Source organism: Mesorhizobium sp. WSM4310, assembly GCF_007003935.1.
GTDB lineage: Bacteria > Pseudomonadota > Alphaproteobacteria > Rhizobiales > Rhizobiaceae > Mesorhizobium.
The window spans coordinates 18,027-34,417 of the sequence record NZ_VFTA01000052.1 but is presented as its reverse complement, the minus strand read 5'-3'; the positions used below and the strand labels follow the sequence as shown (position 1 = coordinate 34,417).

Below are 16,391 nucleotides of genomic sequence, written 5' to 3'. Positions count from 1 at the left end.
GGCTTCCATCCTTCGAAAGCCCGGCTTCCAAGTCAATTCTGCTTAGTCAAGCTGTCCGCTCCGAGGGGCGCACTCCATTTCCCGGGAAAAGCGCATAGCGCTTCCCTTGGGAATTGCGTCAATACAAAGAGTTAGAGCGATTCGTCGTTTCCATGAAACGGTGAAACGCTCTAGGCCTTTACCCTCTCCGCTGTCGGGTCGAACATCGGCTCGAGATGGATTCTGGCCGGCGTCCGCTCCATTGCGACGACCAGTTCGTAGTCGCCGGCGGCGAGGAAATCGTCGCTCACCCCGTCGCCGTTGCGTATATAGCCGTAGCCGATGTTCTTGCCCAGCGTGTAGCCATAGCCGCCGCTGGTCAGATAGCCGACCGGCTCACCATTGCGCAGGATGGTCTCCCGGCCGAGCAGCACGACTTCAGGACTGTCGACCGTGAAGCCGGCAAAGCGCTTCTTCAGCGGCGCGCCGACAACCGTCTCGAGCGCGCGCCGGCCGATGAAATCGGTGTTCTTCCTGAGCTTGACCGCCCAGCCGAGCCCGGCTTCCTGCGGCGTGTCGTTGGGTGTGATGTCGGAACCCCAGGCGCGGTAGCCCTTTTCCAGCCGCAGCGATTCCAGCGCCCGGTAGCCGACCGGGCGGATGCAATGCGTCTTGCCGGCCGCCATCAGCGCGTCGAAGACTTCGCCTGTCGCCGCGATCGGCACATGCAGTTCCCAGCCGAGTTCGCCGACATAGGTGACACGCAGCGCCCGAATCGTGTGGCCGGCGATGGTGACCTCGCGCACATGGCCGAACGGGAACGAAGCATTCGACACATCGGCATCGGTCACAGCGGCGAGCACGTCGCGCGCCCTCGGGCCCATCAGCGACAGCGTGCCGAACTCCTCGGTGACATCGGTCAATTCCGCATCGTGACCCTCGCCGATATGGTCGCTGATCCACGAGGCATCATGCGTGCGGAAGCCGGTGCCTGTGACGATGTAGAATTTCTCCTCGGCCAGCCGCGCCACGGTCAGGTCGGCCTCGATGCCGCCGCGCGTGTTGAGAAGCTGCGTGTAGGTCAGCCTTCCGACCGGTTTGCTGACGTCGTTGGCGCAAATCCAGTCGAGCGCCTTGGCCGCGTCGGGTCCGCTCAATTCGTATTTGGCGAAGGACGACTGGTCGAAGACGGCGACCTTCTCGCGCACATGCCGGTGCTCGTCGCCGACCGCTGAAAACCAGTTCTGCCGGCCCATTGAATAGATGTCCCGCGGCTCGACGCCCTCCGGTGCGAACCAGTTCGGCCGCTCCCAGCCGAGCTTCGAGCCGAACACGGCGCGCTGCTGCTTCAGCCTGTCGTAAAGCGGCGAGACGATGCGCGGCCGGCCGCTGGCATACTCCTCGTGCGGGAAGCCGATCGTGTAATGCTTGCCATAGGCTTCCAGCGTCCGCTCGCGCACCCATTGCCGGTCGCGGTGCAGGTTGGAGAAGCGCCTGATGTCGACCACCCACAGGTCGAGCGGCGCCTCGCCGTCCACCACCCATTGCGCCAGCACCCAGCCGGCGCCGCCGCCAGAGGCGATGCCGAAGGCGTTGAAGCCGGCGCCGACGAACATGTTGGCGCATTCTGGTGCCGTGCCGAGGATGAAATTGCCGTCCGGCGTGAAGCTTTCCGGCCCGTTGATCATCTGCTTGACGCCGACGGTTTCCAGCGCCGGCACACGCGCGATCGCCTGTGTCATATGCTGCTCGAAATGGTCATAGTCGTCGTCGAACAGCCGGAACTCCCAGTCGTTGGGCACGTCGCCGCCGGGGAGATCGGTCGCCCAGGACTGCGGGTTCGGCTCATAGCCGCCCATCACCAGTCCGCCGACCTCCTCCTTGAAATAGGTGCGCCGGTCGGGGTCGCGCAGCGTCGGCGCGTCGGTCGCCAGGCCATCGATCTTCTCCGTGATGATGTATTGGTGCTTCACCGGCTGCAGCGGCACGTTGATGCCGGCCATGGCGCCGACCTGCCGCGCCCATTGTCCGGCGCAGTTCACCACCTTGTCGCAGGCGATGTCGCCTTGATCGGTCTTCACCGCCGTGATGCGGCCGCCCTCCATCTCGAAGCCGGTGACGCGGACATTCTCATAGAGCTTGGCGCCATGCATCCGCGCGCCCTTGGCCAGCGACTGCGTGATGTCGGAGGGGCTGGCCTGTCCGTCTGTCGGCAGCCAGGAGGCGCCGACGAGATCGCCGGTTTCCATCAGCGGCCACATCGCCTTGACCTCGGCCGGGGACAATAGATGCATGTCCATGCCGAAGCTCTTCGCCGTGGTCGCCAGCCTTTTGTACTCGGTCCAGCGGTCGGCATTGGTGGCGAGCCGCAGGCAGCCGGTCATCTTCCAGCCGGTGGCAAGGCCGGTTTCGGCCTCCAGCCCCTTGTAGAGGTCGACCGAATATTTGAGCACGCGGGTGATCGAGGCGGACGAGCGCAATTGCCCGACCAGGCCGGCGGCGTGCCAGGTCGAGCCCGAGGTCAACTTGCCCTGTTCGAGCAGCACGACGTCGGCCTTGTGGTCGCGCGCCAGATGATAGGCCGTCGAGCAGCCGATGATGCCGCCGCCGATGACGACGATGGCGGCCTGGCTGGGCAAGGTCATGATTTCAGGATCCCGTATTTTGTCCGGTAGTTTTCCAGCGCCGCGTCGAGCCGCACCAAATTTTCCTCGGTGTAGGCGACGTAGTCGATGCCGGGCGCGTCGAGATAGAGTTCCGAAACCATGCTCCACATCGCCTCGCGCAACAGCGAGGCGCATTGCATGGCGGCGTGCGAGCGGCGGATCGCCTCGTCCGGCTCCTTCATGAAATAGGCGGTCAGGAAGGCGAAGGATTCCGCGTCGCTCATGCCCGCGTTCGAGGCGACGCCGGCGAGGTCGAACATTGCCGTGTTGAAGCCGGCATATTCGAAATCGATCAGCCACAGCCTGTTGCCGTCGTCGAGAATATTAGCCGGCAATAGATCATTGTGACCGAAGACGATCGGCAGCAATTTCTGCGCCCGCTCCAGTTCGTCGGCCAGCGTCAGCAGACGCGGCAAGTCGTTGCGCTTGCGGCTGTTGCCCTCCTCGAGCGTGCGCGCATAGTCGCGGATGACGTGGAACACCCAGAACATGAAGCCGGCGCCGGAGACATGGTTCGGCATCTCGCGATGGAAGGATCGCAGCAGGGCCGCCACGCGCCCGAGATTGGCGCGCACGTCTTCGGCGAGGTAGGTCCTGGCGCCGAGAAACTGCGTCACCAGGATGCCAGGTTCGGAATAGCGCACGGCCGGCGCGAAGCCGGCGGCATGGGCCGCCCGCGCGGTCATCACCTCGCGCTCGCGGAAGACATGGTGGAAGGGGTAGTCCTGGCCGAAGCGCACGACATGTTTGCCGGCAGCGTCACTGACCACATAATTGGCGTTGCTCAGGCCGCCGGGCAGGGGGGCGATCTCGATGGCGCCGGTCCAGCACGGCAGGGCGCGGATGCGATCTTCGGCAATCACGGGATCATCCCTGGTTTGCTGGGCTTCGACAAGGCGCCATGGACAGCGCGACGAGAGCGGGGAGAAACGCAAATAATCTCGTCGGTGCGGGACGCCAGGATCGGTATCCCGCACCGCACCGACGAGCCCCTTGGCCAGGATTCTGATCCCGGCATCCGCCCCCGCGGATCTGAAAATTCCTTACCCCAGACGCGTTCAAGACCGCCTGGCCAGTGAGTTGCGGCTCTGCCATCTGCCTCCCGTTGCAGCTCCGAACCCTGCTGATGCGTTAGATTTCACGCCAGGGTTGCCCGGTTGTCAATAAAAAGATGTGACTTTTTTTGGGTGTTTTGCCCGAAACCAAGGAACGATATCTTTAAAACTGCTTGAATTACCTTAAAACCGGTCAAAAAGACGAAGTCCGGGAAACCCAATGGTCCATTCCAAACGCCACGGCGAGATCCTGCGGCTGCTGCAGGAAGAAGGAACCGTCACCATCGCCAGCCTGGCGGATCGGCTGGGTGTTTCGCTGGAAACCGTGCGGCGCGACGTCAAGCCACTCACCAGCGACGGCTCGGTGCTGAAGATGCATGGCGCCGTCGGCCTGCCGTCCATGGTCGGCGAGGCGCCGTTCGAACGGCGCATGCGCGAGAATGCCGATGCCAAGCGCATCATTGCCCGCATGGTCGCCGCCACCATCCGCGACGGGGAATCGGTCATGCTCGACACCGGCACCACCACCTCGTTCCTGGCCCGGGAACTGCTCGGCCACCGGCGCCTGACGGTCGTCACCAATTCGTCCGACATCGCCCGCACGCTGGCCACCATCAACGGCAACAAGGTCTATATGGCCGGCGGCGAATTGCGCAGCGATTCAGGTGCCGCGTTCGGCACTTCGGCCATCGACTTCGTCAGCCGCTTCTCGGTAAGCCATGCCATCATATCCACCGGCGCCGTCGATGCGGTGACGGGCGTCATGGACTACGATCTGGAAGAGGCCGAATTCGCCCGCATGGTGCTGTCGCGCGGTCAGCGCTCAATCGTCATCACCGACCACACCAAGTTCGGCCGCCAGGGCCTGGTCCAGGTCTGCGGCTTCGACGGCTTTTCCGAACTCGCCACCGACCGTCCGCCGCCGCACGACATAGCCGCGGCGCTGGCCCAGGCCGGCGCGCGGCTCAGCATTGCCGGCGGCGAAGCCGGATTCTAACTGAACACCAGCGATTGGTGGGCGCACACGCCCGCGAAGGTCCCACCCGATACCGCGAAGGCGATGTTGTGCATTGCGCGTGCGGCGTCTCCGGCGGCGTAGACGCCGGGAATTGTCGTCTGCTGCCGGTCATCGACGGATATTACCGGACCGAGCAGGCCGTCCGTGAAGCCGCAGCCGAGTTGCTCCGCCAGCGGGCTCGCCATCGTGTTGCGCGGCGCGGTGAACATCGCCCTGACGCCGGCCGTTCGGCCGCCCTCGAGATGGACGATCAGGCCGCCGGAGCCGTCTTCCCTGAGTTCGCTGACGATCGCGGATTCGAACGTGATAGTCTTGCTTTCAAGGGCGAGCATCTGCCCGGCGTCGGGTTCGATCTGGCCGTTGCCGAACAGCGTGACGTCGCCCCAGTCGGCGATCAACTGCGCCTGATGCATGGACATCGGGCCGGTCGCGAGCACGCCAAGCGGTCCGCCGGAAACCTCGTAGCCGTGGCAATAGGGGCAGTGCAACACCGTCTTGCCCCATTGCTTGGCTAGCCCGGGAACCTCCGGCAGGATGTCGCGCACCCCGGTGGCCAGCACCAGCCGCGCGGCGCCGAATGTCTCGCCACCATCGGTGGTGATCTCGAAATCGCTGCTGCTGTTGGCGACGGCTCTGTCCGCACGGGCATTGACGAGCCTGGCTGTGGGATAGGCCAGCAATTGCCGCCTTGCATCATCGAGGATGGCGCCGGGCGTGCGCCCGTCCTGGCCGAGAAAGCCATGCGAATGCGCGGCGAAACGGTTGCGCGGCCGGCCGGCGTCGATCACCAGCACGTTGCGCCGGGCCCGCGCCGCCTGGATGGCGGCGGACAGGCCGGCAAAGCTGCCGCCGATGACGGCGAGATCATACTGCATGGCTGGAGACTCCAATGAGGTCGTAACGGCGGCGGAAATCGGCGGTCAGGTCGGCCAGCGTGATGCGGCTGAGCTTCTCCGCCAGCAGCTTTTCGGCCGCGACGCGAAAATCGTCGAGCACGGCGATCACCGCTTGCTCGACAAGGCAGCCCGGGCTTTCCGGCTCGGTGCCGAACGGCAGCAGCGTCTCGCCAAGCGCGGCGCTGATCTCGGCCAGCGAGATGTTTTCGGGCGCGCGCCCGAGCAGCCAGCCACCACCATGCCCGCGCGACGAGGTGACGATGCCGGCGTCGCGCAAGCCGGCGATGGTGCGGCGCACCACCACCGGGTTGGTGTGAATGAAGGTGGCAAGTTGCTCGGAGGTCAGCGCGTGCTCTGGCTTCTCGGCCATGTGGACGAGAATGTGCAAGGTGGAGGACAGTCGGCTGTTGCGCTTCATGTAACTTATTTAGTTACGATATCGGCAATGTCAAACACGCCAGCGCAATTTTGTCGTTGAGGCCGGTGCTATGCCGGCAAGGCGCGAAAACTCATCCTGAAGCACGCGCCGCTCGGCTTGCCGTCGAGGATCTCGATGCGCCCACCATGCAACTGCATGATTTCCTGCACCAGGTTGAGCCCGAGCCCGGCGCCGTGATCCTGCGGGCGCAACCGGTAGAAGGGCTCGAAGATGCGTTCGCGCTCGGCTGGCGGCACGCCGTCGCCTTCGTCCCGCACCTCGATGACGGCCGGAGCGGTGACACTGACGGTGATCTTGCCCGTGCGCCCGCCATGCTCGATGGCGTTCTGGACGATGTTGGTCACGGCGCGCTCGATCGCGGTGCGATCGCCGGCGGCGAACACCGCTTCCCGTTCCGGCTCGAACGACATCTCGTATCCGGCCGAAAACGCCATCGGTGCGAGGTCGACGATGACGCCGCGCGCGATCGCCGCGAGATCGACTTTCTCGAACGGCGAGGTCTGTCGGTCGAGGCGTTGCAGGTCGAGCAACTGGTCGGTCAGCGTCGAAAGCCGCGCTGCGTCCTGCAGCAGCCGGGCTCGCTCCGGTGTCGCCGGCAGCGAGGCCAGGCGCGTGTTGAGGATGGCGACCGGCGTTCGGAGTTCATGGGCGGCGTCGGTCAGGAAGCGCTTGTGGCGCTCGTAGCCCTTGTCCAGGCGTGCAAGGGCGGCGTTCACCGCCTTGACCAGCGGCGTGACTTCCTTTGGCACATCCTTCAGTGGCAGTTGCACGCCGCGCTGGTCGATGTCGATGCGTTCGGCTTCGGCGGCGGCATGGCCAAGGCCCGACAGCGCGCCGCGCACCACCCATGGCGTCGCGAACAGCGTGGCCAGCGCCATCAGGCCGGCGAGCGGCAATATGCCTTGCAGGAAGAATTGCGGCGCCTGTCCGAGCAGGCGCAGCAGCGAAAGCCCGCCCTTGGTGCCGGTGAAGATCTGGAGGTCGCCCGCGGCCGTTTCGGTCCAGCGGATCTTCGCATCCGGCGGCGCGCTCTCGCCGATGGAATGGTCGATACGCGCGTCGCTGATGGTGTCCAGCAGTCCGGCGAAAGGCTGGAAGATGGCCGGCACCGTGCCTTCCTGCAGCCGCTGCCCCTGTCTGTCGCGGATGATGAACCAGAGGTCGGGGACTTCGAATCGCAGCTTCGTCAAGTCCGAGGTTTCGCGCAGCACAAGCTTGCCGCCAGCGTCACGCGCCACCGCATCCGCCAGCACGTCCATCGTGCCGTCCTCATAGTCGTGCGGAATGAGGCCGGTGGCGAGCAATGCGCCGAGAATGCCGACGATGATCAGCGTCAGCATCGCGCATTGCAGCAAGGCGATGCGCAGCACCAGGCTCCATTTGAGCGAACGCGGGCGTTTGAGGCTCATTGATCGAACCTCACGTAGTTTCGCGCAGCAGATAGCCGACGCCGCGAATGCCGTTGATCGTCACCCCGGCATCGGCGTCGGCGAGCTTGCGGCGCAGGCGTGAGACATGGGTGTCGAGCGCATTGGACTGGATCTCGTCGTCGAGGCCGAACACCGCTTCCATCAGCGCCTCGCGCTGCACCATGCGGCCGGTGCGCCGCATCAGCGCCTCCAGCACCAGGAGTTCGCGGCGCGGCAGGGTGAGCGGCTCGCCGCGGATCGCAGCCTCGCGGTGTCCGACATCGAGCACCAGATGGCCGGCGCGGATGAATTGCGACTGCATCGGCGCCGGCCGCCTGAGCAAGGCGCGCAAGCGGGCCAGCAATTCCTCGAAGGCGAACGGCTTTGCCAGATAGTCGTCCGCGCCCATGTCCAGCCCATCGACCTTGTCGGACGTGTCGCCCTTGGCCGTCAGCACCAGCACGGGCGTGGTGTTCGCCGCCGAGCGCAATCTCGGCACCAGCGACAGCCCGTCGCCGTCAGGCAAATGGCGGTCGAGCAGGATGGCATCGTAGCTGTCGACGGCAACGAAGCCTTCCGCCTCAAGCAATGTGCCGGCGTGATCGACCACCATGTCGTGGCGCTTCAGCGCGGCGCGCAGCGCCGAGACCATCTCGGGCTCGTCTTCGACCAGCAAGATACGCATCCACACTCCCCGGCTACGAGCACACCGGATCGGGCGCTACCGTGCCAACATTGCGTGGACATGGCAAAGCCGAACGGCCGGCGGCCGGCAAGTTCTTTCTTTGCGTCCAAGCTATTGCGCAATGTCTATGCAATCCAGCCACGGCAAACAGCGCCGGTCGGCAGGAACCGCCCATGCCGGCGTCAAGGCGTCGGGCCCGAAGATGCAACAGGTTCGGGTCCGACGCCGAAACGAAATCAAGCGGCCGCGCCGAATTGGTTGGCGTGCCGTTGTTCGGGATTGAGGTTGGTTATGCCTGCACATGATGCCCTGTCTTTTCTCATGGCGTGGACCGTGGCGCCGTTCAGGGTCGGCTCCGTCACACCGTCCAGTTCCAGCCTGGCGGCCTTGATGACGCGCGACATCGGTCCCGAGACCGGCCCCGTGCTGGAGCTCGGTCCCGGAACCGGCCCGTTCACGCGGGCGCTGCTGTCCCGCGGGGTGCAGCAAGAGGATCTGACGCTGATCGAATCCGATCCGGATTTTGCGGCACTTCTCATGCGGCGCTTTCCCACCGCCCGCATTTTCGAGATGGATGCCGCCGGCCTGCGCCATCTGTCGCTGTTTCCCGGGCCGGTGGTTGGCGCCGCCGTCAGCGGACTGCCCTTCCGCTTGATTTCGCCACGCAAGACGCTTGCCATTCTCGAAGGTGTTTTCGCAAACCTTCGCCCGGGTGGGGCGCTCTACCAGTTCACGCTCGGCCGGCGCTGCCCGTTCGACCAGTCGCTGCTCGACCGGCTCGATCTCGAAGTCACGCGGGTCGGCCACACCTTTCGCAATTTCCCGCCGGCGACGGTCTATCGCGTCGCCAGGATCAAGACGCTTGGAACCTATGACTGGCGCTTTGCATGACCGGTCCGTTGTCGGCCATTCTCGGCTTCGGCCTGTTCGGCGTCTTCTGCCTCGCCTTCACCGAGAAGATCCTGCCGATACCGCCGTCGCATGTGCTGCTGCTGTTCCTCGGCATGACGGCGGCGCCGAATGGCGCGGCGCTGCTGGTCCTGCTGGCGGTGACGACGCTAGCCTCCTTCGCCGGCTGCCTTGTCTGGTATGCGGTTGGCCGCCGGATCGGATTTGACCGTGCCGACCACCTGATCGAACAGATCGGCAGATATGTCTTCCTGCGCCCGGCAACCTACCGCAAGCTTGGCCAGGCCTATCGCCGCAATCATGTCCGGGTGTCGCTGTTGGCGCAGTTCATCCCGACGGTGCGCAACTATCTGCCGATCGCGGCCGGCGCGCTTTGTCTGCCGGCGCTGCCCTTCGCGATGGCGACGCTGCTCGGCGCCACCATCTGGAATGCGGGCTTCCTCCTGACCGGCTACCTCTTGCGCGGCAGCGGCCAGGATTCCTTCACGGTGGGCTTGCGCATCATCGTCATTGTCGTGGTGCTGGAGACGGCCTTCATGCTCGCATTGCGCTATGGCCCCGCATGGCGGCGGCGCATCAGGCTGGCGCTCGGCTGAGCACCAGTCTCCAGCCATGGGATAAGTTCCGCCGTCGGCTTTCCTTCGCTCGGCCGCCGGTGTTTAGTCCGGCCATGGCCTTCACCATCCGCCAACTGCAATTCTTCATCGCCGTCGCTGAACAAGGCACGGTGTCGGGCGCCGCACAGAACCTCTCCATCTCGCAATCGTCCGTCACCGAAGCGATCAAGGAACTCGAAAGCGATCTTGGCGTCGAACTGTTCGAACGCCATCCGCGCGGCCTCAACATCACGCATAAGGGCCACCAGTTCCTGCGCCATGCGACCAAGATCCTGGCCGACGTGTCCGACGCCCGCCGCTCTTTTTCCGGCGAACAGGCCGTGGCGGGAGGGCGGCTGCAGCTTGGCGTCACCTCGCTGGTCGCCGGCTATGTGCTATCGGATCTGCTTTCCCGCTATCGCCGCGCCTATCCGGGCGTCGAGGTCTCGGCCATCGAGGACAATGGCGACTACCTCGAACATCTCCTGATCGGCGGCAAGCTCGATATCGCCGTCATGGTGACCTCCAATCTGCGCGACCGCACGGCGCTGCAATCGGAAATCCTCGAGGTCTCGACCTACCGCCTGTGGCTGCCGCTCGGCCATTCCCTCGTCGGCGCCGACATCATCAGCATTGGCGATATCGCCGGCGAGCCTCTGATCATGCTTACCGTCGACGAGATCGAGGAGAACACGGGAAAACTGCTGGCGGCGATCGGCGCCAAGCCGCATGTCGCCTTCCGCACCCGTTCGGTGGAAGCGGTGCGCAGTCTGGTCGCTACCGGTGCCGGCGTGGCGCTGCTGCCCGACCTCGTCTACCGGCCATGGTCACTGGAAGGCGACCGCATCGAATCGCGCGATATTTCGGGCTCCTTGCCAGTGGTGCAGGTCGGCATGGTCTGGCGGCGCGGTTCCAGCTTGCCGCAGGCGGCGCGCGACTTCATCGGCCTTGCCCAGTCGCAGCGGACGGTCCGTCGCTAGTGGCCTACTCCAGCCTGACGTGGCCAGTCCTACGGTTGCGCCTTGTGACGGAAACCGCCTCCGCCTTGAACGGCCCGAGCGGAGCAACCTCGAAGCGACCGGCGCCGGCAAGTCTGACGGCGCGGCGGAACGTCGGACACTCCATCGGCCGGGCGGCCGGACATTTAGCGGCGTGACGCAAAGCCTCTCGGATCGCCGTCAGGCGTTGGATGATTTGGTCCAGTTCGTTCGCCTTGGCATCCAGGCGCCCTCGATCCATTTTCGGCAGGCCGTCGGGCGTCAGCATCGAGGAAATCTCGTCCAGTGCGAATCCACCGGCGCGTCCGAGCGCGATCAAGGCCAGTCGGTCCAGGACGGCAGGGTCGAACAGGCGGCGCTTGCCGCGACGGCCGATCGAGGCGACGAGGCCCCTCTCCTCGTAGTAGCGAAGTGTGGATGCTGGCACGCCGGTGCGGCGCGACACTTCGGCAATGTCCATATCTTTCATGCTTGACCTCAAGTCGGCTTGAACTCGTAGAGTGCTCGCGACGATCAGCGAGAGCAACACGAAAGCGAGGTCCGTTATGCCGCAATCCGCGCCGCCAAACACACGCCAAGCCGCGCTCTGGAACGATGTCAGCGGAAAGACCTGGGTCGAGATGCAGCCGATCCTCGACGAGATACTGGCGCCGTTCGAGCGGCTGGTGGTCGATGCCGGCTATCCCGGGAAAGGGGCCAATGTCCTGGACATTGGCTGCGGTGCCGGCGCCACGACTCTGGCGATGGCGCGCCGCGTGGGCAACGACGGAAATTGTGTGGGGCTCGACATCTCGCAGCCGCTTGTCGCCCTGGCGACGGAGCGCACGAAGGTGGGAGAAGTAGCAAACGCAAGTTTTGAAGTGGGCGATGCCCAGGCATATGCGTTCGAACCGGGGTACTTCGACGCTGTTATCTCGCGCTTCGGTGTCATGTTCTTCGATGATCCCGTGGCCGCGTTCACCAACATAAGAAAGGCCGCGAGGCGCCGCGGCAAGCTCGTCTTTGTTGCTTGGCGCAGTCCGCTCGAGAATGATTTCATGACGACCGCCGTGCGAGCGGCTGCGCCCTTCCTGCCGCCCGCACCCACGCTGGACCCCGATGCGCCGGGTCAGTTTGCCTTTGCCGACGGCGCCAAGGTGAGGCGGATCCTTGAAGCGGGCGGCTGGGCTTCAATCGCAGTCGAACAGGCAGACGTCCCGTGTCGGATCGCCCAACGCGATCTGATGACGTTCGTCACCCGGCTAGGGCCGGTCGGCGCCGCGCTGCGCGAGGTTGACCGGGCGACGGCCGAAAAAATCACCACGGTGTTGCCGGCTGCGTTTGCGCCTTTCGTTGAGGACGGTGAGGCTCGCTTTAACGCCGCCTGCTGGCTGGTGACGGCGCTTGCTTGAAGCGGCGGCCGTCTATCGGAAAAACCGATATCGTCTTTCTGATAAATGAATTTGCGAAACCGGAATTTTCCAAGCACTTTCGGTGTCAGGGACCAAAGCCGCCAGCAGAGCGACATCAAGTCCACAGGACGAACTGATATGTTTTTTAGTCCGCGCGTGATCTGGCGAAAACCGGAGCGGTTTCGTGGGCATGCGCCAAAATGGGAGATCGATGATGAATTCATTCCTGAAGTCGTGCACGGCGCTGACGGTCGCGCTGGCCTTCGCCGGTCAGGCCGTCGCCCAGGTCAAGGAACTCGGCAAGGGCGAGGGCCAGGTCAACATCGTTGCCTGGCCGGGCTACATCGAGCGCGGCGAGACCGACAAGGGCTATGACTGGGTCACCGCTTTCGAGAAGGAGAGCGGCTGCAAGGTCAACGTCAAGACCGCCAACACCTCCGACGAGATGGTCTCGCTGATGAACGAGGGCGGCTTCGACCTCGTCACGGCTTCGGGTGATGCCTCGCTGCGCCTCGTCGCCGGCAAGCGCGTGCAGCCGATCAACACCGATCTGATCCCGAGCTGGAAGACGGTCGACGACCGGCTGAAGGACGCGCCCTGGTTCACCGTCGACAAGGTGCATTACGGCGTTCCTTACCAGTGGGGACCGAACATCCTGATGTACAACACCGAGGTGTTCAAGGAAGCGCCCAAGAGCTGGAACGTCGTCTTCGAGGAAATGAAGCTGCCGGACGGCAAGTCCAACAAGGGCCGCGTCCAGGCCTATGACGGGCCGATCCACATCGCCGACGCCGCCAACTATCTGATGTTCCACAAGCCGGAACTCGGCATCAAGGATCCCTACGAACTGAACGAGGACCAGTACAAGGCAGCCCTCGAACTGCTGCGCGTCCAGCGCACGCTGGTCGGCCGCTACTGGCATGACGCCGCCATCCAGGTCGACGATTTCCAGAATGAAGGTGTCGTCGCCTCCGGTTCATGGCCGTATCAGGTCAACACGTTGGTCGCCGCCAAGAAGCCGGTTGCCTCGACCGTGCCGGAAGAAGGCGTCACCGGCTGGGCCGACACCACCATGATGGAAGCCGACGCGGCCCACCCGAACTGCGCCTATATGTGGCTCGAACATTCGCTGTCGCCGAAAGTGCAGGGCGATGTCTCGGCCTGGTTCGGATCGCTCCCCGTGGTGCCCGCCGCCTGCAAGGGCAACGAGCTCTTGACCGACGAAGGCTGCAAGACCAACGGCTACGACAATTTCGACAAGATCAAGTTCTGGAAGACGCCGGTCTCGAAATGCGCCACCCAGAACGACCAGTGCGTGCCTTACTACCGCTGGGTGTCGGACTATATCGGCGTTATCGGCGGACGGTGATTTCGCTTACCCTCCCCCTTGTGGGGAGGGTCGACGCGCAGCGTCGGCGTGGGGGCTGCCCGAAACGTCGGCGCCGTCACCCCTACCCGCGGCTTCGCCGCGACCTCCCCCATCGAGGGGGAGGTGGACTGTCGCTCCGGTCCTAATCGGGCGGCAAGAGCCATTTCGACCAAAGACAAACCGGCAACAGACTGAGAGCCCATGACATCAGCCGTCTCCTTTCAGAAAGTCTCGCGCCATTTCGGCAGTGTGCGCGCCGTCGATGCTGTCGATCTCGACATTGTACCGGGCGAGTTCTTCGCCATGCTCGGTCCCTCCGGTTCCGGCAAGACGACATGCCTGCGCCTGATCGCCGGCTTCGAGCAGCCGACTTCGGGTTCGATCTCGATCTTCGGCGAGCGCGCCGAGGGCGTGCCGCCCTATCGCCGCAACGTCAACACGGTGTTCCAGGACTACGCGCTGTTCCCGCATCTCAATGTGCTCGATAACGTTGCCTATGGGCTGATGGTCAAGGGCGTCGGCAAGGCCGGACGGCACAAGGCGGCCGAGGAAGCCCTGTCGCTGGTGCGGCTGCCAGGCTACGGCGCCCGCCGCCCCGGGCAGCTTTCCGGCGGCCAGCGCCAGCGCGTCGCGCTCGCCCGCGCTCTGGTCAACCAGCCCAAGGTACTGCTGCTCGACGAGCCGCTCGGCGCGCTTGACCTGAAGCTGCGCGAGAACATGCAGGAGGAGCTGAAATCGCTGCAGAAGGCGCTCGGCATCACCTTCGTCTTCGTCACCCACGACCAGGGCGAGGCGCTGTCGATGGCCGACCGCGTCGCCGTCTTCAACGACGGCAGGATCATGCAGATCGGCACGCCGGAGGATATTTATCAGCGGCCGAGAACCCGCTTCGTCGCCGATTTCGTCGGCTCCTCCAACGTGCTGCCGCCGGATTTCGTCCAGCGTTATTCCGGTCAGCACTGCTGGGGCAGTCTCCGCCCCGAATCCATTCGCGTCAGCCGCGCCGCAAGCGGCGAAGGCGTCGCCGCCCGCCTCGTCTCGACCAACTATCTCGGCGCCACCACCAGGCTGGCGCTCGATGCCGACGGATTGAAGCTGCACGCCGTGGTGCCAGCCGGCACGGCGCTGCCTGCCGAAGGCGAAGCGGTGGTGCTCACCTTCAACCGCGAGCACCTGCATCTGATGGATGAGCCGGCATGAGCGTCGACGCCACCATGCCGCGCGCCACGGCCCCCGCCATCCTGCCCGGCAGCGGCGGCATGCGCGGCGCGCTGTCGGACCTGTTCTGGCGCCGGCCGCAACTGCTTCTGCTGCTCATGCTTTTGCCGCCGGTGCTGTGGCTCGGCATCGTCTATATCGGCTCGCTCTTCGCGCTGCTGGCGCAGAGCTTCTTCTCCATCGATGAGTTCTCAGGCCTCATCAACCGCCAGTTCACGCTGAAGACCTATGGCGACCTGCTGCAGGCCGCCAATCTCGACATCATCCTGCGCACCGTCACCATGGCGGCCCTGGTCACGCTCGCCTCGGCCATCGTCGCCTTTCCTATCGCCTACTATGCCGCGCGCTATGCCCGTGGCCGCTGGAAGGCGCTGTTCTATCTCGGCGTCATGCTGCCGCTGTGGTCGAGCTACCTGGTCAAGATCTACGCCTGGAAGCTGATCCTGGCCAAGGAAGGCATCCTCACCTGGCTCTTCGCCAAGCTGCATGTGCTGTGGCTGCTCGAGGCCTGGCTGGCGTTGCCGGTCGTCGGCGGCAACTCGCTGTCGGTGTCGTTCACCGGCACCTTCATCGTCTTCGTCTATGTCTGGCTGCCCTTCATGATCCTCCCCGTTCAGGCCTCCCTTGAGCGCGTACCCGGCAATCTGGTGGAAGCTTCGTCCGACCTCGGCGCTTCGCCCGGCCAGACCTTCCGCAACGTGCTGTTCCCGCTGGCGCTGCCCGGCATTGTCGCCGGCTCGATCTTCACCTTCTCGCTGACATTGGGCGATTACATCATCCCGCAGATCATCGGCACGTCGCGCCTGTTCATCGGCCAGGCCGTCTATTCGCAGCAAGGCACCGCCGGCAACATCCCGCTCGCCGCCGCCTTCACCGTGGTGCCCATCGTCATCATGGGCTTCTACCTCTGGGGCGCCAAGCGCATGGGGGCTTTCGATGCGCTCTGACCGTGGTCAATCGGCTCCGCTCGGCTTGAAGATCGCCGCCGCCTGCGGCCTGCTCTTCCTGCATTTGCCGATCCTGCTGATCTTCGTCTACGCCTTCACCACCGAGGAGAAGAGCTTCGTCTGGCCGCCGCCGGGGCTGACCACGCAGTGGTTCGCCGTCACATGGAACCGGCCTGACGTGTGGGAAGCGCTGTCGCTGTCGGTGCGCGTCGCCGCCATCTCGACGGCGATCGCACTGGTGCTCGGCACGCTGTGCGCCGCCGCTGTGTCACGGACGAAATTCTTCGGCCGCGAGACCATCTCGCTGCTGGTCATCCTGCCGATCGCGCTGCCCGGCATCATCACCGGCATCGCGCTCCGCTCGGCCTTTTCGCTCGCCGACATTCCTTTCTCGTTCTGGACGATCGTGCTCGGCCACGCCACTTTCTGCGTGGTCGTCGTCTACAACAATGCGGTCGCCCGTTTCCGTCGCACATCCGGTTCGATGATCGAGGCCTCGATGGATCTCGGCGCCGACGGTTTTCAGACCTTCCGCCATGTCGTGCTGCCCAACATCGCCACCGCGCTGCTTGCAGGCGGCATGCTGGCCTTCGCTTTGTCTTTCGACGAAGTCATCGTCACCACCTTCACCGCCGGCCAGCAGCAGACCGTGCCGATCTGGATGCTGGAGGAGCTGATCCGCCCGCGCCAGCGCCCGGTCACCAATGTCGTGGCCATGGTCGTCGTGCTGGTGACGCTGCTGCCCATCCTGTTTGCCTATTACCTCACCCGCGACGGCGACCAGATCGCTGGTTCGGGCAAATAACGTCAGTTCGT

Annotated in this window: 16 protein-coding genes; 9 read left to right on the top strand and 7 right to left on the bottom strand. The window is 64.6% G+C overall.

What is annotated here, in order from left to right; translation table 11 throughout:
* Positions 1–170 precede the first annotated feature (170 nt).
* Together FJV80_RS31875 and FJV80_RS31870 are read right to left on the bottom strand one after the other, a co-directional pair.
* Positions 171–2,624 carry an FAD-dependent oxidoreductase gene (locus FJV80_RS31875; protein ID WP_142878289.1) on the bottom strand — a complete coding sequence of 818 codons (2,454 nt, stop codon included), beginning with the start codon at positions 2,622–2,624 and terminating at the stop codon, positions 171–173.
* Positions 2,621–3,508: a phosphotransferase family protein gene (locus tag FJV80_RS31870; protein ID WP_095771714.1), complete on the bottom strand. Its 888-nt coding sequence runs from the start codon at positions 3,506–3,508 to the stop codon at positions 2,621–2,623. Before FJV80_RS31870 ends, FJV80_RS31875 begins: the two co-directional genes overlap by 4 nt.
* Positions 3,509–3,920: 412 nt before the next feature.
* Here FJV80_RS31870 and FJV80_RS31865 point away from each other — a divergent pair, with 412 nt between their 5' ends.
* Positions 3,921–4,697, top strand: coding sequence for a DeoR/GlpR family DNA-binding transcription regulator (locus FJV80_RS31865; RefSeq protein WP_142878288.1), 777 nt, complete (start codon positions 3,921–3,923; stop codon positions 4,695–4,697).
* Here FJV80_RS31865 and FJV80_RS31860 read toward each other — a convergent pair.
* From FJV80_RS31860 to FJV80_RS31845, 4 genes are all read right to left on the bottom strand, one after another.
* Complete coding sequence (locus FJV80_RS31860; protein WP_142878287.1) at positions 4,694–5,593, bottom strand: NAD(P)/FAD-dependent oxidoreductase; 900 nt, start codon at positions 5,591–5,593, stop codon at positions 4,694–4,696. The two genes, FJV80_RS31865 and FJV80_RS31860, sit on opposite strands and share 4 nt — an antisense overlap.
* Positions 5,583–6,032, bottom strand: a complete 450-nt coding sequence (locus tag FJV80_RS31855) for an Rrf2 family transcriptional regulator (protein ID WP_142878286.1) — start codon at positions 6,030–6,032, stop codon at positions 5,583–5,585. Before FJV80_RS31855 ends, FJV80_RS31860 begins: the two co-directional genes overlap by 11 nt.
* Before the next feature lie 68 nt (positions 6,033–6,100).
* A complete protein-coding gene (locus tag FJV80_RS31850) occupies positions 6,101–7,462 on the bottom strand; it encodes a HAMP domain-containing sensor histidine kinase (protein WP_142878285.1) in 1,362 nt (453 codons plus the stop codon).
* 10 nt (positions 7,463–7,472) lie between these two features.
* Positions 7,473–8,147, bottom strand: coding sequence for a response regulator transcription factor (locus tag FJV80_RS31845; RefSeq protein ID WP_142878284.1), 675 nt, complete (start codon positions 8,145–8,147; stop codon positions 7,473–7,475).
* Between the two features lie 291 nt (positions 8,148–8,438).
* On the opposite strand from FJV80_RS31845, the gene FJV80_RS31840 reads away from it, so the two are divergent.
* The 3 genes from FJV80_RS31840 to FJV80_RS31830 all read left to right on the top strand — a co-directional run bounded on the left by FJV80_RS31840 (position 8,439) and on the right by FJV80_RS31830 (position 10,632).
* Positions 8,439–9,038 (top strand): methyltransferase domain-containing protein, encoded by a 600-nt coding sequence (locus FJV80_RS31840; RefSeq protein WP_095771718.1) that lies wholly within the window; start codon positions 8,439–8,441, stop codon positions 9,036–9,038.
* Positions 9,035–9,652 carry a DedA family protein gene (locus FJV80_RS31835; protein WP_095771719.1) on the top strand — a complete coding sequence of 206 codons (618 nt, stop codon included), beginning with the start codon at positions 9,035–9,037 and terminating at the stop codon, positions 9,650–9,652. Before FJV80_RS31840 ends, FJV80_RS31835 begins: the two co-directional genes overlap by 4 nt.
* A 74-nt stretch (positions 9,653–9,726) precedes the next feature.
* Positions 9,727–10,632, top strand: coding sequence for a LysR family transcriptional regulator (locus FJV80_RS31830; RefSeq protein ID WP_095771720.1), 906 nt, complete (start codon positions 9,727–9,729; stop codon positions 10,630–10,632).
* 4 nt (positions 10,633–10,636) lie between these two features.
* Here FJV80_RS31830 and FJV80_RS31825 read toward each other — a convergent pair whose 3' ends face one another.
* Positions 10,637–11,119 carry a helix-turn-helix domain-containing protein gene (locus FJV80_RS31825; protein WP_142878283.1) on the bottom strand — a complete coding sequence of 161 codons (483 nt, stop codon included), beginning with the start codon at positions 11,117–11,119 and terminating at the stop codon, positions 10,637–10,639.
* 31 nt (positions 11,120–11,150) lie between these two features.
* On the opposite strand from FJV80_RS31825, the gene FJV80_RS31820 reads away from it, so the two are divergent.
* From FJV80_RS31820 to FJV80_RS31800, 5 genes are all read left to right on the top strand, one after another.
* Entirely contained in the window at positions 11,151–12,041 is an 891-nt protein-coding gene (locus FJV80_RS31820) for a class I SAM-dependent methyltransferase (RefSeq protein WP_246689097.1), read from the top strand.
* Positions 12,042–12,255: 214 nt separating this feature from the next.
* Complete coding sequence (locus FJV80_RS31815; protein WP_142878282.1) at positions 12,256–13,410, top strand: ABC transporter substrate-binding protein; 1,155 nt, start codon at positions 12,256–12,258, stop codon at positions 13,408–13,410.
* Positions 13,411–13,611: 201 nt separating this feature from the next.
* On the top strand, positions 13,612–14,610 hold the full coding sequence (locus tag FJV80_RS31810; RefSeq protein WP_095771722.1) for an ABC transporter ATP-binding protein: 999 nt from the start codon (positions 13,612–13,614) through the stop codon (positions 14,608–14,610).
* 14 nt (positions 14,611–14,624) lie between these two features.
* Positions 14,625–15,575, top strand: coding sequence for an ABC transporter permease (locus FJV80_RS31805; protein WP_210251497.1), 951 nt, complete (start codon positions 14,625–14,627; stop codon positions 15,573–15,575).
* Positions 15,565–16,380, top strand: a complete 816-nt coding sequence (locus tag FJV80_RS31800) for an ABC transporter permease (protein WP_115141083.1) — start codon at positions 15,565–15,567, stop codon at positions 16,378–16,380. The genes FJV80_RS31805 and FJV80_RS31800 overlap by 11 nt, the downstream gene beginning before the upstream one ends.
* Positions 16,381–16,391 lie beyond the last annotated feature (11 nt).